The organism is Streptococcus cristatus (assembly GCF_963529205.1).
GTDB lineage: Bacteria > Bacillota > Bacilli > Lactobacillales > Streptococcaceae > Streptococcus > Streptococcus cristatus_O.
Window position 1 is genome coordinate 19090 of sequence record NZ_CAURYF010000002.1, and the last position, 21132, is coordinate 40221.

The 21132-nt window shown below is 44.4% G+C and carries 14 protein-coding genes; 1 reads left to right on the plus strand and 13 read right to left on the minus strand.

Going from position 1 to position 21132, the window contains the following annotated elements:
- Positions 1–33 precede the first annotated feature (33 nt).
- The 13 genes from RWS39_RS00720 to RWS39_RS00780 form a co-directional block, all read right to left on the minus strand.
- On the minus strand, positions 34–399 hold the full coding sequence (locus RWS39_RS00720) for a hypothetical protein (RefSeq protein ID WP_314479357.1): 366 nt from the start codon (positions 397–399) through the stop codon (positions 34–36).
- Positions 400–435: 36 nt separating this feature from the next.
- Positions 436–1749 carry a glycosyltransferase family 4 protein gene (locus RWS39_RS00725; RefSeq protein WP_314479359.1) on the minus strand — a complete coding sequence of 438 codons (1314 nt, stop codon included), beginning with the start codon at positions 1747–1749 and terminating at the stop codon, positions 436–438.
- A gap of 1 nt (position 1750) precedes the next feature.
- The gene (locus RWS39_RS00730) at positions 1751–2749 is read right to left on the minus strand and encodes an LTA glycolipid anchor biosynthesis glycosyltransferase, IagA/BgsA family (RefSeq protein ID WP_314479362.1); all 999 of its coding nucleotides are present in this window, start codon (positions 2747–2749) and stop codon (positions 1751–1753) included.
- 141 nt (positions 2750–2890) lie between these two features.
- Positions 2891–6562, minus strand: coding sequence for a helicase-exonuclease AddAB subunit AddA (gene addA, locus RWS39_RS00735; RefSeq protein ID WP_314479364.1), 3672 nt, complete (start codon positions 6560–6562; stop codon positions 2891–2893).
- On the minus strand, positions 6559–9846 hold the full coding sequence (gene rexB / locus RWS39_RS00740) for an ATP-dependent nuclease subunit B (protein ID WP_314479366.1): 3288 nt from the start codon (positions 9844–9846) through the stop codon (positions 6559–6561). Before rexB ends, addA begins: the two co-directional genes overlap by 4 nt.
- Positions 9847–9985: 139 nt before the next feature.
- A complete protein-coding gene (gene tuf / locus RWS39_RS00745) occupies positions 9986–11182 on the minus strand; it encodes an elongation factor Tu (protein WP_314479374.1) in 1197 nt (398 codons plus the stop codon).
- A 122-nt stretch (positions 11183–11304) separates the two neighbouring features.
- Positions 11305–12303, minus strand: a complete 999-nt coding sequence (locus tag RWS39_RS00750) for an anti sigma factor C-terminal domain-containing protein (protein WP_314479376.1) — start codon at positions 12301–12303, stop codon at positions 11305–11307.
- Positions 12290–12760: an RNA polymerase sigma factor gene (locus RWS39_RS00755; RefSeq protein ID WP_314479567.1), complete on the minus strand. Its 471-nt coding sequence runs from the start codon at positions 12758–12760 to the stop codon at positions 12290–12292. The genes RWS39_RS00750 and RWS39_RS00755 overlap by 14 nt, the downstream gene beginning before the upstream one ends.
- Before the next feature lie 283 nt (positions 12761–13043).
- The gene (locus RWS39_RS00760) at positions 13044–14051 is read right to left on the minus strand and encodes a DUF805 domain-containing protein (RefSeq protein ID WP_314479378.1); all 1008 of its coding nucleotides are present in this window, start codon (positions 14049–14051) and stop codon (positions 13044–13046) included.
- Positions 14052–14158: 107 nt separating this feature from the next.
- A complete protein-coding gene (locus tag RWS39_RS00765) occupies positions 14159–16399 on the minus strand; it encodes a DNA internalization-related competence protein ComEC/Rec2 (RefSeq protein ID WP_314479381.1) in 2241 nt (746 codons plus the stop codon).
- Entirely contained in the window at positions 16380–17075 is a 696-nt protein-coding gene (locus tag RWS39_RS00770) for a helix-hairpin-helix domain-containing protein (protein ID WP_314479383.1), read from the minus strand. Before RWS39_RS00770 ends, RWS39_RS00765 begins: the two co-directional genes overlap by 20 nt.
- A gap of 147 nt (positions 17076–17222) precedes the next feature.
- Positions 17223–17771 (minus strand): HXXEE domain-containing protein, encoded by a 549-nt coding sequence (locus tag RWS39_RS00775; RefSeq protein WP_314479570.1) that lies wholly within the window; start codon positions 17769–17771, stop codon positions 17223–17225.
- Between the two features lie 72 nt (positions 17772–17843).
- Positions 17844–18584, minus strand: coding sequence for a lysophospholipid acyltransferase family protein (locus RWS39_RS00780; RefSeq protein WP_314479386.1), 741 nt, complete (start codon positions 18582–18584; stop codon positions 17844–17846).
- Positions 18585–18741: 157 nt separating this feature from the next.
- Here RWS39_RS00780 and RWS39_RS00785 point away from each other — a divergent pair, with 157 nt between their 5' ends.
- Positions 18742–21081 (plus strand): cation-translocating P-type ATPase, encoded by a 2340-nt coding sequence (locus tag RWS39_RS00785; RefSeq protein ID WP_314479389.1) that lies wholly within the window; start codon positions 18742–18744, stop codon positions 21079–21081.
- Positions 21082–21132 lie beyond the last annotated feature (51 nt).

Genomic DNA, 21132 nt, shown 5'->3' on the forward strand with positions numbered 1-21132 from the left:
TTATAGCACGATTGAAAAAATTTGCAAGAACTTTTATTGGTTTTCAGCTCTGCTATTTTTCCTAGTAAATCGATAAATCACATGCCCCAAGCCATTTCCAGCTAGTGAGCATAGGAAATAGGCGGCATGATAAAGAGGAATCCACTCCCCAAAGGTGAAAATAGTCAGGAAAAATAAGAGAGCAACCAAGAAAGAAAAGCGCAAAGAAAAGCCATGAAAAATTGCATAGAGCAGGGACACCAACAGGGTCGCCAGAGGAGAGTAGATGAGAACATTTCCAACTACTAGCCCCTTACTTAATATGGAATCCATTGGAACATACCGTAACAGTATGTAAAAGACAAAATAGAAAAAGAAAAGGGGGAGCAAAAAGAAAATTTCTTTTTTATAGACTTTCATAAGAGCACCTCCGTTCATTAGGCCTTATGAGAAAGTTTATTCCCAATATTTCCGAATATTCTTAATCTGCTTCTTAGATGCTTTTATCATCCTAGTTGAGCTGTTGACCGGCAGTGACATGATTTTTCCTGGTAAATAGACAATGGTCTTGGCTAAGCGTTTGGCCATCGTTTCTTCAGGATTGAGATCATTATGAAAATCCTTACTAATGGTCAAATCCAAATAGAATTCATAGATTCGACGACCAAAATTCTCGGCGGAAATCTCGTATAATTTATCGGCTAGCTTTTTCTCATCCATATCTGGTGTTGCCAAAATGGCCTCCAAAATAGCCCCTGCTAAATCCCGATTTTCATAATAGAGTGTACCAAAAGTTTTATCGCTGATGACATTGTCCAGATAAGGATTGCCATGGGCGATGATGGGTGTACCGCTGGCTAGGCTTTCCAGATAAGTCAGCCCCTGCGTCTCACTAGTTGAAGCTGAGATAAAGAAATCTGCCGCCTTATAGTAGAGAGCCGTATCGCTCGGCGCAATCATTCCTGTAAAAATGACTGAATCCTCAATATGAAGCTGGGCTACCAAGGCTTTTAAGTCCTCAGCATACGGTCCATCTCCGACAATGACCAATTTCACCTTGGCATTTTCTTCCAAAACCATTGGCAGTGCTTCAACAATCGCTTGGATATTTTTCTCGTAGGAAATTCTTGATAAACTGAGCAACATGATTTCGTCTTCTGCTATGCCCAGCTTAAAGCGCAGTTTCTTGATGTCTTCCCGTGAAAGTTCTGGGCGCTCAAATTTGGCCAAGTCGATTCCTGTTGGGATAACCCGTTTTTCTGCCTTGATTTTGTAGCCGACCAAAAGATCGTAAACAATCTCAGAAGGACAAATGACCCCATCCAAATCGCTCATAAAACCACGCACGATGTACTTGACCATACTTGGACGAATGACCATGCCCTTGGCAAGATAGTGCACATAATCCTCATATTGGGTATGGTAAGTGTGAACCACTGGAATCCGCAATTCCTTGGCAATCCAGATTCCCAAAAGGCCCAGCGAAAACTCTGTCTGGGTATGGATGATATCCAACTGATACTGACGAGCAATTTCTAAAGCATTGGAAAAGCCACGATAAGCCACGCGCCGATCCTTAAAAGCGAAGAAAGGCACGCTGGGAATACGGATAATCTGCCAATCTTCATAACGATTGACATCCTTGTCCGTCGTAGTAAAAATAAAGACTTTGTGACCTAGTTTCTCTAGCTCAGTCTTGAGGGTGCGAATGCTCGTCGCCACCCCGGAAACCTGAGGAAAATAGGTATCTGTAAAAAGACCAATCCGCATATCACATCTCCAAAACTGTTTGGTAAGCCTTGACTAATTGAAGCGCGACGTCATCAATGGAGCGACTCTCCGCAACACGATAGCCTGCTTCACGTTTATCTACTTTTCCGTCAAGAACCTTACGCAGCGATTCGACAAACTCATCTACATTATGACAAAGCTCCGCCGACTCCTCATCAATCCAGCCATTATAAACAGGAATATCACGCAGAACTACGTGTTGGCCGCTGGCTAACGCTTCTAGGACCACTATCCCTTCTGTCTCCTCATAAGACGGGAAAAAGAAGGCGTCACTGCCTGACATGGCTCCTTGGAAGACTGCACCCTTGAAATAACCCGGAAATTCCACGTTTTCTGGATGATTATGGAGGACAAGATCTCGAATTTTGCGCGGAATAAGCCAAAGATTGATAGATCCCAGCCAGATAAAGCGGACATCTGGCATTCTGCGAGCTACTTCAACAAAGTCTTCGATTCCTTTTCGTCTAAAATAAAGGCCGGCACAGATTACGACTTTCTGTCCCTCTGCAATCTGAAAATGTTTTTTAAAGACTTCTTCCTTGCGTTCATCTTTCTTGTATTTCGACAAGTCAATGCCGTTTGAGACAGCCATAATAGGTGTCGTCACACCGTAGGATTCAATCAATTTTTTGGAATACTCAGACGGAGTGATAATAAAGTCCGCCATTTTATACATGTGCGCTAGATATTTGCCAAACAAGGGCGCAAAAAGATTAGAACCAATAAAAGAATTTTCAAAGTCTTCTTTGGTCGAATGTCCATGCATGATCACTTTTTTGCCTCCCCGCTTAGCCGCGTGAAGAAGAAGTAAACTACGAGGTCCGTAAGTGTTGATGTGCACGACATCATAATCTCCTAAAACATCTGTTGTATAAGGAATTCCTGCTAGGTCCAGTGCATGCATTTGATGCTGCAAAGCACGGCCAATGCCTGATTTTTCTAAAACAGACTTTCCTTCTAGATATAGTAATACTTTCATATCTTCTATTATACCCAAAAGAAGTAAAAAAAGGAAACGCCAAGGGAAGATTGGCAGTTAAATAATGCAGTCAACCTTCCCACAAACATTTCCCGTAGCAATACCCATTCTTGCTAGAACTCTAATTATTCCCCAAGCAGGCTAGTCCACCTTGACCACCTGCAACTCAGCTCCTCCTAGTAGAATCAAATACTTGTCTACTTGGCTAAGACCATAGGAACGGCTGAGGGCTTCAGCATAGAGTTCTAGTTGAGCTCGGTAGCGCTCCACCAACTCTGTCGGCTCATGATAGCGGTCAGTCTTATAATCAAAGAGAACGATGCGATCATCAAAGAGCAGGTAGCCGTCTAAGATTCCCCGAACAACAAAGTCTTGACCACTGGCTGGATCCTGCTTGAGCATGGCAAAAGGTGCTTCCCGATGGAGATGATCAGCCTCCTGCTGGATTAGCTGACCTAGTTCTGTAGCGAAAAAGGCTTCAATCTTAGCCAAGTCAATCTCTTTCTTAACTGCCGCATCTGCCTGAACCTGAGTCAAGGCTTGGCGAATGCTAGTCTTGGTAACAGGCTGGTCCAGCTGAATCCGCTGCATAAGCTCATGAACAGCAGAGCCGATTTGAGCTCCTGTGATTTGCTTCTTCTTGCCAAAATCAGGCAGATCAAAAGTCAGCTGGGGCTGATAACTTCGAGGCGCATCCATAATGTCTAGCCCTTCTGAGTCCATAACTGGTTCATAAAACTTCTTGATTTGGCTGGGCGTGCGGACACTAGGTAATTCAATAGCCGCTTGATAGAGGCTGTTAAGCCGGTCTACATTCTCCAAGATATCCAGAGCTCGGCGAATATCTTCTGACTGACGGTTTCCTGTCAAATCATCTACTGGAATAGGATCAGCCTGCTCCACTACTCCAATCTGCTCGTCTGTCAGCTCCTGATCGGTCACAAAGCGAGTTTGATAAGCCAGATTTTCCTTTTCAAACACTGACTGAATAGCATAGAGCCAATCCTGAAAATTGGTCAACTGACTTCGAAGACTGCTAGATAAGCGACCATTTTGGCTAGTCCCCCACTTGCGCTCTTGGAGCTTAGCCTGATTGCCCTTGCCGACCAGATAGAGCTTGGTTTCAGCCCGCGTCATGGCCACATAGAGCAGACGCATCTGCTCAGACAGGCTCGCCAGCTTGAGTTCTTCGGCATTCTGCTGATAGGGTAGGGTTTCCATGGAAATGCGGATCCGCTTGGGCGCATGAGGATCCTGAGCATCAAGGTCCACATCGGCTACATATTTGATTCCGATGCCTTTTTGTCGACTAAGGATAATAGCAGAGCTGCTATCCTGACGATTGAAGACCTTGTCCATATTGAGCAGAAAGACATACTTGAACTCTAATCCCTTACTCTTATGGATAGTCATTAGCTGGACCGCATTTTTCGGAGCAGCCAAGGGGACACTAGCTAAATCGTGCTCATTTTTCAAAATTCTGTCAATCATGCTGATAAAGCGGGTCAAGCCTTTGAAACTCGACTTTTCGTAGTCATTAGCCCGCAAGGATAGGGCATAGAGATTGGCCTGACGCTGCTCACCGTTGGGCAGAGCCCCGACCATATCGTAGTAAAAACGATCCTGATAAATCTTCCAGATTAAATCATAGAGAGAATGGGTCTTGGAATAGTTGCGCCAGTCATCCAGCGTTTCCTGGAAGTGCTGCAGTTTCTTGCGTAATTCACCATGGATGAGCTGAGGTTCCAGACCTTGATCAGCCAGAGCATTCCTCAGCTTTTCATAGAGATTTTCCATAGACTTGGTACTGGAGGCTTGCAAGGCTAGCCGAGCCAATTCGTCCTCATCAAAGTCAAACATTGGCGACTTTAGGAGAGCGGTCAGGGCATAGTCATTGAGAGGATTATTAATGGTCCGCAAGGTATCCAGCATCACCATAACCTCTACCGACTGGAGGTAGTTGGTCTCGCCATCATCAGGAACAATCGGGATATGATGCCGGTCAAACTCTGCCAAAATCAGATCATTGCGAGTTCGCGAAGCTGTCAGCAAGGTAATATCCTTGAAATCCACCCCTTCCTGATTATGAAGGCGGATAATTTCCTTGATTACCAAGGCTACTTCACCAGCTGAGATACTAGGTAAGCCTTGGTCAGAATCCTCTTCTTCGCTATCAGCGCTACCATCATAAATCAAAAACTCCGCCTGATTGGCTGGATTCGGCTCCCGTTTGGCTGGATTTCCCGCAACCAAATAGTGGGTCTCATTGTAGTCAATCTCGCCGACTTCCTCGTCCATGAGTCGTTTAAAGACATCATTGGTCGCTTCCAGCACTTCGATGTGACTGCGGAAATTTTCCTTGAGGATAATCAGCTTGCCCTGACTAGGATCGGCCTGATAGAGTTTAAATTTATCATTAAAAATCTGCGGATCGGCCTGACGGAATCGATAGATGGACTGCTTAATGTCGCCAACCATAAAGCGATTATTTCCTCGAGCCAGCAATTCCAACATCCGCTCCTGAGTATGGTTGGTGTCTTGGTACTCATCGACCATCACCTCATGGTACTTATCCTGATAAAAACGCCGCACTTCTGGATAATTTTCTAAAATCTCAATAGCAAAATGGCTGATATCACCAAATTCAAAGGTATTTTCTGCTACCTTGCGCTCCAAATAAGCTTGTGAGAAATCTCGGACAAAATCGCGCAACAAATCCAGTAGGGGAAGAGCTTCCGCCTGATGCTGCTCCATAAAGTTCAGATGATAGAGACGGACATCCAGCTCTTTAATTCGCTCTATCAAGGGCTTACGGGCTTCATTATAGGCTTGGGCCAGATCTTTTTTGAGCTCGTCTGCATTCTTACCAACTCGGGCAGTAAAAGCCTGATGGTTAGAGGTCTTGGCCAATTCTAAAAAGCGCTGAATCAGGTCTAGCAACTGCTCAGATCCAGTCTGCTCTGTCAGCTCAGCCAAGATATCTAAGGCTGCCTGAATATTTTCCTGATACTTAGCCCCAGCAAAGGCTTGACCTTCATGTGCCAGATGACTCTGGAAAAAATCTTCCAAATCCAGCAAAGACTGCCTAGCCTCAGAGAGAATTCGCTCCCGCTCTGCTCCAAAATCACTGGTTTCATAGCCTAGAAGAAAGGTCTCTTCCAACCATTTCCGCGGATTACTAGTAGACTGGAGAAAACTATAAATACTATAAATCTGCTGGCGGAAACCAGAAATGTCCTTGCGCTTACCAGTGAAATTTTTGACCAAGCGACTGAATAATTCCTGCTGATCACTCTCATAGTAGGTATCGAAAAGCTGGTCAAAGACTTCATTTTGCAGAATGAGCTGCTCACTGGCCGACTGTAAAATCCGAAAATGCGGTGCCAACGCCAACAAATAGCCGTACTTATTGACTACTTTCTGTGTAAAAGCATCCATAGTACCAATATCCGCATTGGCAATCTCAGCCAACTGCTGGGCAAGATGCTGGCGGAGTTCCTGATCTGAAGTCTCCTTGAGTACCAGACTCAACTCCTTCTCCAGCCGTTCCTTGAGCTCACCTGCTGCCTTGACAGTAAAGGTGGAGATGAAGAGCTGGCTAACCTCCACACCTCTGAGAATCTGGTCAATAATCCGCTGAACCATGACATAGGTCTTACCAGAGCCAGCCGAAGCTGAGACGAGAATATTCTGACCAGAGGAGTAGATGGCTTGGATCTGCTCTGGTGTACGCTTTTGTGGCTTGTCAGAGGCAGCTTCCTCAGCCTGCTTGACTAGGATATCCTGCTCGTTTAAAAAGGGAATCCGTCTCATTTATCCAACTCCTCCTTGATTTTTTCTAGCCAGGCTTGCCGTAGCTTCTCACCTGTCGGTCGTTTTTCGTACTGCTCAAGATTTAGCTTTGTCAGCTGTCTAGCCTGCCCCAGATGGAGATTGGCTTCAAATCCTGTAATGGCCTTAAACTGGTCCACGTAAGGGGCAATGCTGCGCCCATTTTCTGTATAAGGATTGATGGCAAATCGACCAGCTAAAATGCCTTCTGCTACTTGCTGATAGAGGTAGGCATTGTAGGCCAAAATCACTTCCAATTCTTCCTTAGTCAGCAGATTAACCTTGCTTTTCTCATAGTTAGTGCCCAAGTCCTTGGCTTGGTCAGCCAGAAAGAGGCCTTTATAAACCTGACTTTTCATAACCTGTTTCACTGCCTCGTCCAGTGCCTTGGTCTCCTTGAGGCTGGCTAGGGGCTCCGTCATCTGTAGGTACATGGCTCCGAAAATTCCCTTGTCCTCGTGGTATTCTGGCATTTCTCGGATAGCTGCTAGGTAGGTCGGCAGCTGGGAATTGAGCCCATTAAAGAACTTCTCAAAGCTGAATTTAGTATCACCCGACTTGTAATCCACAACTCCCAGACTCCCCGTCTCCGTCAAACGATCAATCCGGTCCACCTTGCCGCTCACCTGAAGAGCTCTGCCATTGTCCAATAGCAAGAAAGTCCGATCATCCTGACCAAAGTCAGTCTCCTCACCAATGACCTCCAGCCCATCCGACTGAGCCAAGATACGGCCAGTAGCCCGAGCCGTGTCCAATAACAATCGACGGGCAAACTGGGTCTCCCCATTTTCACCATAGATAGACTCAAACTCATCCTCCCAGCTAGTCTCCTCCATAGCTCGCTGCAAGCGAGTGTCGAAGTCCTGCTCCAGCTGCTCCTGCATAACCTTTTCAAAGATTCGGTGGAGGAAAATCCCGTGACTGCGCGCATCTGGCTGAATGGTCCACTCCTCCTGTAGCCGCAGGACATACTTAAGGAAATAGGCATACTGGTTTTTAAAGTATTCATTGAGAGCAGAGGCTGATAATCTCAATGGCTGTTCTGACGGATACAGAGCCTGAAGGGTTTCCGACTTGAGAGTCTCCGTCTTCAACTCCTTGCTGATCTGGGGAATAGAAATCCCTTCAGCTGCCAATTTCTTACGCAAGACTCGGATGGCCACCGCCCAAAAAGTCTGCTCCTCCGGCGTCCATTCGCGGTCAATATCCTCCTGATAGAGGTCAATCACGCGCGCCAGCAGAGCCCGATAAGTCCCAATATCGTCGCTACTAGCCTGTGGTCGCTTGCTGATGATAGGTAGGGAAATAGGCGCTATTTCCAGCTCTGTCAGATAGGAAGACATGGCATCTTCTACTTCATTGATTAAGACAGGAGCAGACAGAACCAAATCTTCTGTCGCTGAATTGAGTAAAGATAGGGCGGCAAAGCGGTTTTTCTTGAGATTTTCACTGCTAGCTACCTGCAACTCTGACTCGTCCCCAGTTGCTTGGTTTAAAGCCTGACGTTCTTCGTCACTGAGCAGACTTTTATTTTGCGCTAACTTGGGCAAGCGCTCCTGCGTCAATCCGATAGCATAGACATAAGGCGCAGCCATGGGTTCAATCAAATCGTAAGACTGAACTGTCACCACATCCACTGTCGCTGGTACAACTCGGTACTTGGCCAGAAGCATACCAGACAGAATCAAAGCCAGAAAATCATCGATCTTCAGCTTGCTACCATCAAACACCTGAGCAAGCTGCTCTAAGACCTGGCAAAAGGTCTTCCAGACTTCCTCCTGCCGCTCTACTTCTTGCTGGCTTGCACCTTCCAGCAGACCAGTCAGATTGGCATCCAAGCGAACTTCTTTGATAAAGTTGGTAAATTTAGCCAAGAGACCAGTCGCTGTCTGACTGCGAGATTTGAAAAAGTCTAATAGAGGCGTGATAAGACTCCGACGCATGACATTGATCCGCTTCAGGTCAAATTTCTCCTGACGGTTAATGGTGAAATCTCTCCCCAGCTTGGCTGCCCCTTTAATTTCCGCAAAGCGAAGGTACTGTTCAAAACTATCCAGCTCCTCCTGACTCAAGCCTCCATACAGGCCTGTTTTTAAAAGATTGAGCAAATCTTCCGTCTGAAAATTATAGCGTTTCAGCCGTTCCAATGACTCTAAAAACTGGACTAAAGGATGCTGGGACATGGATTCAGACCGCCCCAGATAAAAGGGAATCTGATACTGGTCAAAAATGGTCTTCAGCTGGAGTTGATAGGCCTCCACATCACCCAAAAGCAGCCGGATATCCTTGTAGCGAGCGCCATCATGGAGCCGCTGACGAATGGACTTGGCCACATATTCCAGTTCTTCTTTTTGATTGCGAACCGACCAAATCTCTAAGTGAGAGCGGTCATCTTCGGTCAATTCCACATAGGTTTCAGAAAAATCATAGCGACTCTCTAAAATCTTGGAAATCTTACCAAAGGCATCATCAGATTGATTCGAATCGCCTGCCAGATACTCTGGCTTGACCGCATAAGTTTGAGCCAGCTTGAGTAAAAAATCCACACTAGCTTGGTAAAGATTACCCTCGCGAAAGGCTGCCCGGTAGGCTTTTGGGCTAGCATAAACGCCAATAATAATCTCCACTCCCTTGCGATGCAGCAAATCTACTAGATACTCTTCTTCTGCTGAAAAGCGAGTAAAGCCGTCAATAACCAGTGCAAGATTAGCCAATTCACCATCCAGATCGCCGGCTAGAATATGCTGAGCGAAGATTGCGAGTTTAGAGGTCGCATCATAATTTCCTGCCTGAAGAGCAGCAGAAAAGGCCGTGAAAATCTTGAGTAAATCCTCGCGCTTCTCTGGCTCTTCTAGATGATTCAAATCCGCAAAAGTTATCTGGGCTGTCTGAAGCTCATGATAAAGGTCTAGCAGTTGCTGGATAAATTGTGCATCTTTCTTGATCCGCCCATAAACCTTTAGTTCTCGGTCATCCATTTCCGATAAAATCCGATAAAATAGCATACCTAGACCAATGTCGTCCAAGGGCTGTCCATCTTGAACATCATTAAGGACAAAATAGCGAGCCATCTGAGCAAAACGTGTCACCGTAATAGCAAAGGAAGCCTGATTTTCCAATGCCTCCAAAACTGCCCGCTCCTTTTCAAAAGAAAGCGAGTTGGGTGCTATATAAAAGACCCGCTTGCCGGCCGCTGCTAAGTCCTGAGCTTGCTTAGCCAAATGCGCCGTCAAAGGACTGCGGATGTCCGTATAAAGTAATTTCATACCGTCTCTTTTCAACAACAAAATATAGAATTATTATATCATGTTTGCGAGAAAAAGGCTTTGTCTAAAAGAAAAAGCCCCGCCGAAGCGAGACTTTTCGTGTCTGATTTTATAATTGTTATCTGGGAACGAAATCGAATTAAGCTTCGATTTCAGTAACCATACCTGAACCAACAGTACGTCCACCTTCACGGATAGAGAAAGTAGTACCTTGTTCAACGGCGATTGGGTGGATCAACTCAACGTCGATAGTTACGTTATCACCAGGCATTACCATTTCAGTACCTGCTGGAAGTTCGATTGAACCTGTAACGTCAGTTGTACGGAAGTAGAACTGTGGACGGTAGTTGTTGAAGAATGGAGTGTGACGTCCACCTTCTTCTTTAGTAAGGATGTAAACTTCACCCTTGAATTTAGTGTGTGGGTTGATTGAACCTGGTTTAGCGATAACTTGACCACGTTCGATTTCATCACGTTGGATACCACGAAGAAGTACACCTACGTTGTCCCCTGCAAGACCTTCGTCAAGCTGTTTACGGAACATTTCAACACCAGTAACAACTGCTTTTTGGATTTCTTCTTTGATACCAACGATTTCGATTTCATCGTTGACACGAACAGTACCACGGTCGATACGTCCTGAAGCAACTGTACCACGTCCAGTGATTGAGAATACGTCTTCGACTGGAAGAAGCAATGGTTTGTCAGTGTCACGTTCTGGTTCTGGGATGTACTCATCAACAGTGTTCATCAATTCCATGATGATGTCTTCGTATTTAGAGTCACCTTCAAGAGCTTTAAGAGCTGAACCTTGGATAACTGGAAGATCGTCACCTGGGAAGTCGTATTCTGACAAGAGGTCACGGATTTCCATTTCAACCAATTCAAGCAATTCTTCATCATCAACCAAGTCGATCTTGTTCATGAAGACGATAAGGTGTTTAACACCAACCTGACGTGAAAGAAGGATGTGCTCACGAGTTTGTGGCATTGGTCCGTCAGTTGAAGCTACTACAAGGATAGCTCCGTCCATTTGAGCGGCACCAGTGATCATGTTTTTAACGTAGTCCGCGTGTCCTGGAGCGTCGATGTGAGCGTAGTGACGTTTTTCAGTTTCGTACTCAACGTGCGCAGTGTTGATAGTGATACCGCGTTCGCGTTCTTCTGGAGCAGCATCGATAGACGCATAGTCTTTAGGTTGGTTAACTGCTGAAGGCAAGCGACGTGCCAATACAGTTGTGATAGCTGCTGTCAAAGTAGTTTTACCGTGGTCAACGTGTCCGATAGTACCAATGTTAACGTGTGGTTTACTACGATCGTATTTTTCTTTTGCCATTTGAGTAAAAGCCTCCAATAAAATATATTTTATAGATAGACAGTAGGCAATACAGTCTAACTTTCCTTACTATTTTATCAAATTTTACTGAAAATGCAAGCCTTTTACACATTTTTTGTCAATTATTCCTTATCAAGCTTATAGTAAGGCTGATTGGGAACGGAAGCACCGATACTCGAAGCATAAATCCACTCTTTTCCTTCTAATTGAGTGAAATTTTCAGCTTTTCCTGTCAAGATGACACCAGAGAAAGTTAATTGATCCCGATTTTCTGGTTCACGAATATCTAGCTGTCCAAATTTCTTGAGATAGGCATCAACATCATTATACATGTTGTACCCACTAACACTTGGGAAAAGATTTTTATCTGCCTTTTTCAGATAATCCAAGAAAGTCTGCTGCTCTTTCTTAGCCTCTTTTGCCTTCTTTCTAACATCTGAATCATAAGTAAAGAGAAGACCGGCGTTAGCTCCGTAAGTCGTCTTAGGATCAGTGCGCAATGCCCCAGTATTGTCAACATCTTCTGACTGACTGCCAATCCAGTACCAGTTGATTTTGAGATTGTTCGGTATCATCTGATGGATTTCCTTATAGGTATAAGCTTTATCAAAAGTCAAAGCTACTTCCACCAATTGATTCGGCATTTCTTTGACAGAAGCAAGTTCTTGAGGGATTCGCTTTGTATCTATTGTCCCTTTAGCATTGATATTATAGAAGACCGGATATTTTTGACGCAGGGTTCGCGTATAGGTCCCTGAGAGAGACAAATAAGTCCCTTCCGCAGTCGGATCTCTAAAAGCACCTATGAGTGAATAGTTTCCCTCATAGGAAGGATAAGCTACCTTCACTCCATCTAAATCCTTGAAACGATCAGAATGTAAGGTTCCTGAAAACAAAGAATTTTGAGTGTAGTAAAGACTGTCATAGTCAACATTAGGGTAGGCGATTTCCGACATAACTTCATACTCTTTTTGCAAATTTCGACCATTACTCGAGGCTAATTCTATCAATCCCTTCCCTAGTAAAAGCAATAAAGCTAAGGATACAAGGCTACTGATGACAACCGTCTTCCAAAGTCGTTTTCTTTTACTTTTCTTCGCTAAAATTTCAAATGTTTCCATTTTTATATCCTTTCTTTTCCAATTTATGGCGGAGCTTAATTCGGCTACGCATGAGTTGTACTTTCACTTTACTTACAGAATACGACATAATTTGAGCGATTTCCTTTACTGTAAAATTTTGGAAATAATAAAGATCTAGAAGCATTGCTTCCTTAGTCGGGAGCTCTTCTATCGTCGACCTTAATAGCTCATAATAGTCGTTTTCAAATGGTTGAATCACATCTTGTTTGAAAAATTCCTTTTGCAAAATTTCTAAATAATGCCGATCGCGCCTATAGCGATCAATGTAGCGACGGATGGAAACCCGATACATCCAAGCTCGCATCTTCTCTGCCGGGATGACCAGATCAGTCTCTAACATTTTGACAAAAACATCCTGCACCACATCTTCTGCCTCGGCCTTAGAAGCTCCTGACTTTTGCAGGTAGAAAACAATCTCTCGGGCAAAGCCAATCAAGATGTTTTCGTATTCATCCAGTTTGATAATCTCACCTCCCCACAACTTCTCCTCAAATCTCTCCTTACTTGCATTCCTTTAAAAAGCAGAATACTAGTAAAAAGTCTTTCTAATCCAAAGCTCGCAGCTGCTACTTCTCATTTGAAACTGCTTTTCTCTATTTAATACTTTTTTATTCGTCCCCCTTTCTACTAGTATAACGAATCGAAAGTCATTTTGGTTACAAAAGTTTAAAAGACGACAAAAAACCCCAGATAGATTGAAACTATCTAGGGTTGATATCTTATAGATTTTCTTGAGAGTTTGACTCTGAGTTAGTGATTTGTTCAGAAGCCTTCACTTCATCAGAAGCAGTTGCAAGAGTTTGTTCTACTGTTTCAGTCTGAGACTGCTGAGTTTCTACTGAAGAAACTGGTTCTGCAGATTGTGAAACTGAAGTTGAAAATGCTGATTGACTTTGCTCTTGGCTTTGGGCTTGGCTAGCAGCAAACGGTTGAGTTGGCTGGTTTACTAAATTTTGCCCAAAAGGTTGTTGGGGCTGACCAAACTCTGGGGTCTGAGCTGGTACTTCTTGCTGAGCAAATGGTTGACTTTGGCTAGCAGGCTGACCGAATGGTTGGTTTTGAACCGATTGTTGTGCTTGGCCAAATGGTTGTCCTTGGTTAACAGGCTGAGCAAATGGTTGGTTTTGAACCGGTTGTTGTGCTTGGCCAAATTGCTGACCTTGGAAACCTGGCTGACCAATTTGTTGGTTTTGAACTGCTTGTTGAGCTTGACCAAATTGCTGACCTTGGAAGCCTTGTTGACCATATGGAGCCCCATTAACTTGCTGATCTGGTTTGCTAGCTTGGCAAAGCAAGACAATCAGAGCAATGCCACATGGAAGAGAAACCAAAGCAGCTAAAATATTCAAAACTGGAATGACAGAAGCTATTGATGGCCCTACTCCCAGAAAAATAAATGCCCAGTGGAAGCCAGCGTCGCGAAGACGACGAACTGTGATAGCAAGATGAGGAACGATCGTTGCAAGTCCATAGATGGCAAGCAAGAACATTATGAACGCAGCCAAACCAGCGCCAGCCATAGCTCCAGATAAATCAGGTTCATAATCGTACAATCCCGCATAATAAATTTCACTAAAAAGTGGAATAAGGAAACCAAAAAAGGCAATCAACGAAAATGGTAAGGTAATCAAAAAATGACATAGGACAACCCACCAGTAATCCGAACGACTGGAACGACCACTAAAGTCTGCATAACGAGTCCAAAATTTTTTATAAGCAGAAAACATAGAAATCTCCTCTAAATTTTTATTAACAGGGTTCATTGTATCATAATTTTAGCTCGAAATCAAGGTAAGCTAACCCTAGCTCGCTATCAGAGCAAGGAACTAAAGCTTTACTTTACTGTCTCAATCTGCCAAGAATCCCAGCCACTGAAGCGAATGGCTCCTTGTTCATCTGTCCGGAAAATCTGTGTCTGAATGTTCTCAAATCTATCCAAAGTTTCCTGATGAGGATGCTTGTAGCGGTTATTCTTACCGGCAGAAATGAGGGCAATTTTGGGCTGAAGCTGATGTAAAAATTCTGGGCTGGAGGAGCCCTTAGAACCGTGGTGTCCTGCTTTTAAAACATCCACCTTGAGTTGCGGAAAACGCCGCATCAAGGTAGCTTCGCCTTTCTCCTCTAAGTCTCCCGTAAACAAAAAACTGGTTCCAAAAAATTGCCCATACAAGACGACAGAGTCGTCATTACTACCGTCGCCCGTCTCCTCAGGATAAAGAACCTGCAAAGCTCCATCAAAAATCGGAAGCTTATCCCCTACCTCTACCGCATGGACTCTCGTCTGCATCCGCTCCAGTTTCTCCACAAAATCCGACTGGGTCAAACTTCCCTTAGATACGTAAATTTCCTTTATAGAAAAATGCTTGGCCACCTCCAACATATCACCCATGTGATCGGCATCTGTGTGGGTCAAAACCAGTACATCCAAGCGACTCACTCCCCGGCTTTTCAGATAGGGAATCAAGGTCTTTTCTGCATTTGTTGAAGAAATCCGCTTCTGCCATGCTTCTTTTTTGCCAATCTCCACTCGACCACCTACATCAATCAGAACAGATTTTCCCCGCCAATCGCGCAAGAAAATGCTATCTCCCTGCCCAATATCAATAACTGTAATTTCATTTTGTAGAGGATGTTTAGTAAGGAAAAATAGCAGAGCAAGAGCCAAGCTGAGAAGGACTAAAACTCTCTTCTGTCTACGAAAATCATAGAGCAAGCCAAGAGTGACAAGCAGACCCAGCATCATCCAGATAGATGGCTGACCAAAAACCACTGGCCGTGAGGAAATAGACGCCGTCCAACGAATCAGCCCTTCCAGCAGTTCAAAAAAGACATTGACCTGGGTAATTTTCAAAAGAGGGGATAGAGCAAAAATAAAGGTCAGGACTGGAAGCATAAAAAGATCAAAAACGACTGAGAATAGAAAGGTCAGCAGAATAGACCAGGGCTGAAATTCAGAAAAATAGAAAATCAGGATCGGCAAAATCCCCAGTGAAATGGTCAGACTTTCTGCCAGCACCTTTTGCACGGGAGGTAAATGCTCAAAATCCATGACCGAAATGACAAAAGCATAGGCACAGGAAAGAACGCCACCCGTCGTCAATAGAAAATTGGGCATGAAAATGGCTAGGAGCATGATCGTTAAAGCAAAGTTGTCCAGCTTAGTCACACCAAACTGCGAGAGCAGCTTTTGCACTAAACTTCTCACAACCGATACTGAAAAGCCCGTCAACCCCGCATAGATAAAGGAAAAGGGCAACTGAATCCAATCGACGGTTTCCCTTTTTAAACCAGATTTCAGGAGAAGCCTGCGAAAACCATCCATGAAATAGCCGACCTGCATGCCAGATAGGGCAAAGAGATGGATAATCCCCAGACTGGAATAAAGTTCATTCATCTCAGCAAAATCTGTGTCCAAGTCACCAAACAAAAGCCCAGTCATATAATGGCTCATAGGACTAGGAAAGTTTCCTTTGATATAAACCAAGGCTTTTCTCCGCCAGACCGACAGCCAATCCCAAGGATTAAGACTGCTAAAATGCTGACTGGACTTGATTTGATTGATTTTCAAAATCCTGTAAATCCCCTGTGTTTTCAGGTAAGCCCGATAGTCAAAACCTGAAAAATTACGCTGGTTTTCTGCTAAACTAAGCTCTCCATCAATCTCCAAAAGCAATTGATCGCTCAGCTTTTGAAAAGCGATTTTTTCCTTTTCTGACTGGATTTTATAAAAGGCCTGATAAGTTCGACCATTGGAATGACCGCGAAAAGAAAGCGAGTCGCCATTGACTTTAATTGTATCTGGCTTCATCACAATGGTAGAAATGGTTTCCGGCTCATCTTGAAAGGCTTGATTAGCCATTTCTCTCCGAAATAGGAAAAATCCTGCAAAGAGACTCAAGAACACCAAAACAAGCAGACTATTTCTAGTCGAATAAAGCCAAAAGAGCCGAACAAGGAGAACTGCTAAACCTAGATAGGCTGGCAGACTACTAGTGTAAATCGCAAAGTAGGTCAGCACCAGCAAAAGACAAAAATAGATAGGTTTGATGGGAAATTTATTTATCCACTGTGACATAGTCTTTTAACTTTTCTAAGGTTTTTGCACCGATTCCTGAAACATTTTTCAGCTCGTCTACTGACTTAAACTTGCCATTGGCTTCCCGATAAGCGATGATGTCTTGCGCTTTCTTTTGACCGATGCCTGAAACCGTCTGAAGTTCAGCTTCGGTCGCCGTATTGAGATTGACCAAGCCAGACTTCCCTTTCTCTGTTCCCCCATTTCCAGCTGGCGTCTGACTAGTTTGCGTCACATCTGCCCCTTCCTCACCGACTTTAGCTACATAAACAACCGCTTCATCTGTTAATTTTTGAGCTTGGTTGATGGATTTGGACTCAGCATCCGGCAGTAAACCACCTGCTTTTTGTAGAGCATCGTACACACGCGCTCCTGCCTGCAACTGATAAACTCCTGGATTTTTGACAGCTCCTTTGACATCAACTGTTACTTCTTTCTCAGATTCCTCTGAATCCATATCTTTTTCTGAATCGATTTTTTCTTGATTCGCACTTCTTTTTTCTGCATTGGTTTCAGATGAAGCTGATGTGACCACTTCCTGAGCCAGTGCACTGACCTGATTCTGTGGCTGAGCGTTGCCCTTCAGCAAGAAAAAGCCAGCCAAGACGACCCCAAATAAGGAAAGTCCAACAAAAATTTTGTATTCCTTTAACTTTTCAACTATTTCTTCAAACATAATTTTTCTCCTTTATCTTTATATTCGTAAAAAATTCAAAAAAAATATGACAAACCGAGAGAATTTTCAGCTTGTCATATTTTAAAATCTTTATTTTTCAAGAAGTAGTAGATAGAAAGACCATTGACAAAAATAGAAGCTGCAATATCAGTCTGCTTTGCTTATCCTGTATATCCAAGCTTCTATCTTTTGAGCTCTGCTATGTAAAAAAGCCAGATTTGCCAAAAGAAAAGCCATGACTAGAGCGCTTAGAATCAGAAGCAGCGGCCAAGAAACTGACTGCTGACTCAGATAAAGGACCAAGACTAAGATGAGTATAGGAAAAGTCGTCAAAGCTGTGAAGCCGCCCGGTACCCAGCGATGAAAGCGAAACACTTGTATGATATGGCCCAGCAGATGAAGAGTATGACAGAAACCAATAGCCAAAGCTAGCTCAGGAATGCGAAATAGAATCGCAAGCAACAAAAGGATAAAAGCCAGTAGAAATTCCTCTGCAATCATCAGAACAATGCTTTCAGCAGAAAGATAACTTCCTCTTCTGGCAATGAACATCTCCTTTTGATAGACTTGATGGTCTTGATTCTGAGAAATCCAAGGCCGAATCAGGATAATCTCATCAAACTCGTGCAGCATAAACAGTGATAAGGTTACAAAAGATAAAAAAGCAAGAGACATAGCATCCTCCTTATAAAACATACCAACATTATAACTCACTCGCATAAAAAAATCAGCTCCCAAGCAAGATTGCTCAGCAAGCTGATTCGTATCTTATTTTCTATGCTTATCTGGATCCCAGACAAAGCTTGCAAGGAAACTAAAAATGAAGGTCAAAATACCAATCAAAGCTGCTGGAATAAAGGCAATTGCTCGTAAAATCCGCCAGAAGATATTTGGTTTTTTACCTGTCTGGTAGGGCGCTACTTCTGCATCCAAGCGGTCAAACTCTGCCTGAATCCGACGAGCCACTTCCTCAACTCCCTCATCATTCATCTTTTTGATATCAGAAATATCAATTGGATTGCCGAAGTTCATGTCCACGCGCTCCCCAGCTGCCAAGCCTTTGAGGCTCATGGGACCAGCATAGACAACCGGCATGATCCGAACCTTAGCCATCTTAGCAATCACTGCCACTCCTCCCTTGACATCCGTAGAATGGCGGCTGCCGCTTGGGAACATAATCAGAGAACGATTGTTCTTTTTCAGCATATTCACAGGGTATTTGATAGCTGACGGACCAGGATTTTCCCGGTCGATAGGAAAGGCACCACACATGCGAATCCACCAGCCGAACACGCGATTTTCAAAGAGCTGTTTCTTGGCCATGAAAATGAACTGCTTGGGCTTGGTCGCAAAAGCCATGTAAACTGGATCCCACCATGTCCGGTGAGGGGCAACCAAGATATAGTTTTCATCTTGTGAAGGAATCTTCTCCTTATTATGGTAATGGGCATTTCCGTTCAAAGCCCAGAGGATAAAAATTACCAATCCTCGCAAATAAGTATAAAACATAAACTCTCCTTATTTCAAATTGTGATTGTACTTGAAATTGATTACATCCTTTCTCATTATACCCTATACCCTTATAGTCTGCAATATTTTTCCAAACTTTGGCTGTAACAGCTGATTCCGATAGCTATTTCTATAAAAAAATGGTATCATTATTTTCATGAATAAGAAAGAATTAATCGGTTTAAACCAAACCCAAGTAAATGAAAAGATTTCGCAGGGCTTGACCAACGATTTTACTAGTGACACCAGTACTAGTAACTGGCAAATCGTTAAGCGGAATGTTTTCACCCTTTTTAATGCCCTTAACTTTGTGATCGCTCTGGCCTTGGTCTCTGTCCAAGCTTGGAGTAATCTGGTCTTCTTCGCAGTAATCAGCTTTAATGCCGTCACTGGTATTATCACAGAGCTGCGGGCCAAGCACATGATTGACAAGCTTAATCTGGTCAGCCGAGAGCTGGTCACAGTCATCCGCGATGGCCAGGAAGTCAAGATTCAGCCAGAAGAAATTGTACTGGGTGACCTGATCAAGCTGTCAGCCGGCGAGCAAATTCCCAGTGATGCCCGTGTAGTAGAGGGTGTTGCCGAGGCCAATGAAGCCATGCTGACAGGTGAGAGTGACTTGGTTCTCAAGGAAGGAGGCGCTGAGCTGCTGTCTGGTAGCTTTCTGGCTAGTGGGCAGATCTATGCTGAGGTACACCATGTCGGCGCAGACAACTATGCCAACAAGCTCATGACTGAGGCTAAAACCCTCAAGCCTATCAACTCGCGCATTCTATACAATCTTGCGAAAATTTCTCGCTTTACTGGAAAAATCATCATTCCTTTCGGAATGGCTCTCTTCTTTGAAGCCCTGATGATAAAGGGCCTGCCTGTCAAGAACTCTGTCATTACCAGCTCGACAGCTCTTTTGGGTATGCTGCCTAAGGGAATCGCCCTGCTAACAGTCACGTCACTCCTGACAGCTGTCATCAAGCTAGGCATGCGCAAGGTCCTTGTTCAGGAAATGTATTCTGTTGAGACGCTGGCTCGGGTAGATACTCTCTGCCTGGACAAGACCGGTACAATTACCCAAGGTAAGATGACTGTTGAAGCCTTGCATAGCCTGTCAGATAAGTTTTCTGATGAGACCGTCGGTCAAATCTTAGCAGCCTACATCCAAACCAGCGAGGATAATAACCCAACAGCCCAGGCTATCCGCAAGGGCTACGGCCATTTAGAGCACACCTATACTAGCGACAATGTTATTCCATTTTCTAGCGACCGAAAATGGGGCGCTATGCATTTATCAAGTGTCGGAACTATCTTTCTGGGAGCGCCTGAAATGCTACTGGACAGCAATCCTGCAGCGGTTGGAGAGGCTCAAAAACGCGGATCACGGGTTTTGGTACTGGCTCACAGCGACCAAGTGCTAGACAAACACAGTATCCAACTGCCTGAAGATATGACCGCTTTAGCTGTTCTGGAAATCACTGATCCTATTCGTGAGGGAGCGGCTGAGACACTGGACTACCTGCGCTCTCAGGATGTTGATCTGAAAATCATCTCTGGTGACAATCCTGTGACCGTTTCACATATTGCGAGCCAGGCTGGATTTGCCAACTACGACAGCTACATCGACTGCTCTAAAATCAGCGATCAAGAACTGGTTGAGCAAGCAGAAGAAACAGCCATCTTCGGCCGAGTTTCTCCTCATCAGAAGAAGCTGCTCATCCAGACTCTCAAGGCCGCTGGTCGGACAACAGCTATGACCGGAGATGGGGTTAATGATATCTTGGCCTTGCGCGAAGCAGACTGCTCCATCGTCATGGCGGAGGGTGACCCCGCAACTCGGCAGATTGCCAACTTGGTCCTTCTTAATTCCGACTTTAATGATGTCCCTGAGATTCTTTTTGAAGGTCGCCGAGTCGTCAATAATATCGGACGGATTGCTCCGATTTTCTTCATCAAGACCATTTATTCCTTCCTCCTAGCTATCATCTGTATCGCCAGTATCCTGCTCGGAAAATCTGAATACCTCTTGATTTTCCCATTCATCCCGATTCAGATCACCTTGATTGACCAGTTTGTTGAAGGTCTCCCACCCTTTGTCCTCACCTTTGAGCGCAATATTAAGCCGGTCGAAAAGCACTTCCTCAAACGCTCCCTGCAGCTGGCTCTGCCAAGCTCCCTCATGATTATCTTCAGTGTGCTATTTGTCCGTATCTGGGGCAGCAACCATGGCTGGAGCGACATTGAAATGGCAACACTGACCTACTACTTACTAGGCAGCATCAGCTTCCTGTCCGTCATCCGAGCCTGCCTGCCACTCAACCTCTGGCGCGCTCTTCTGATCATTTTTTCAGTCGCAGGCTTCTATCTATCCGCCTTTGTCCTGCAACACCTTTTGGAAATTGCGACGCTGACAGCCGCAACCTTGCCAGTCTATCTGATTCTCATGGTTTTCTTTATCGGAATTTTCATCGCTTGTACCATCAAGCAAAAATATGAATTCGACTAAAATTCGCACCTGACTGTTTCTGTCAGGTGTTTTTTCCTATAAAATTTCTCT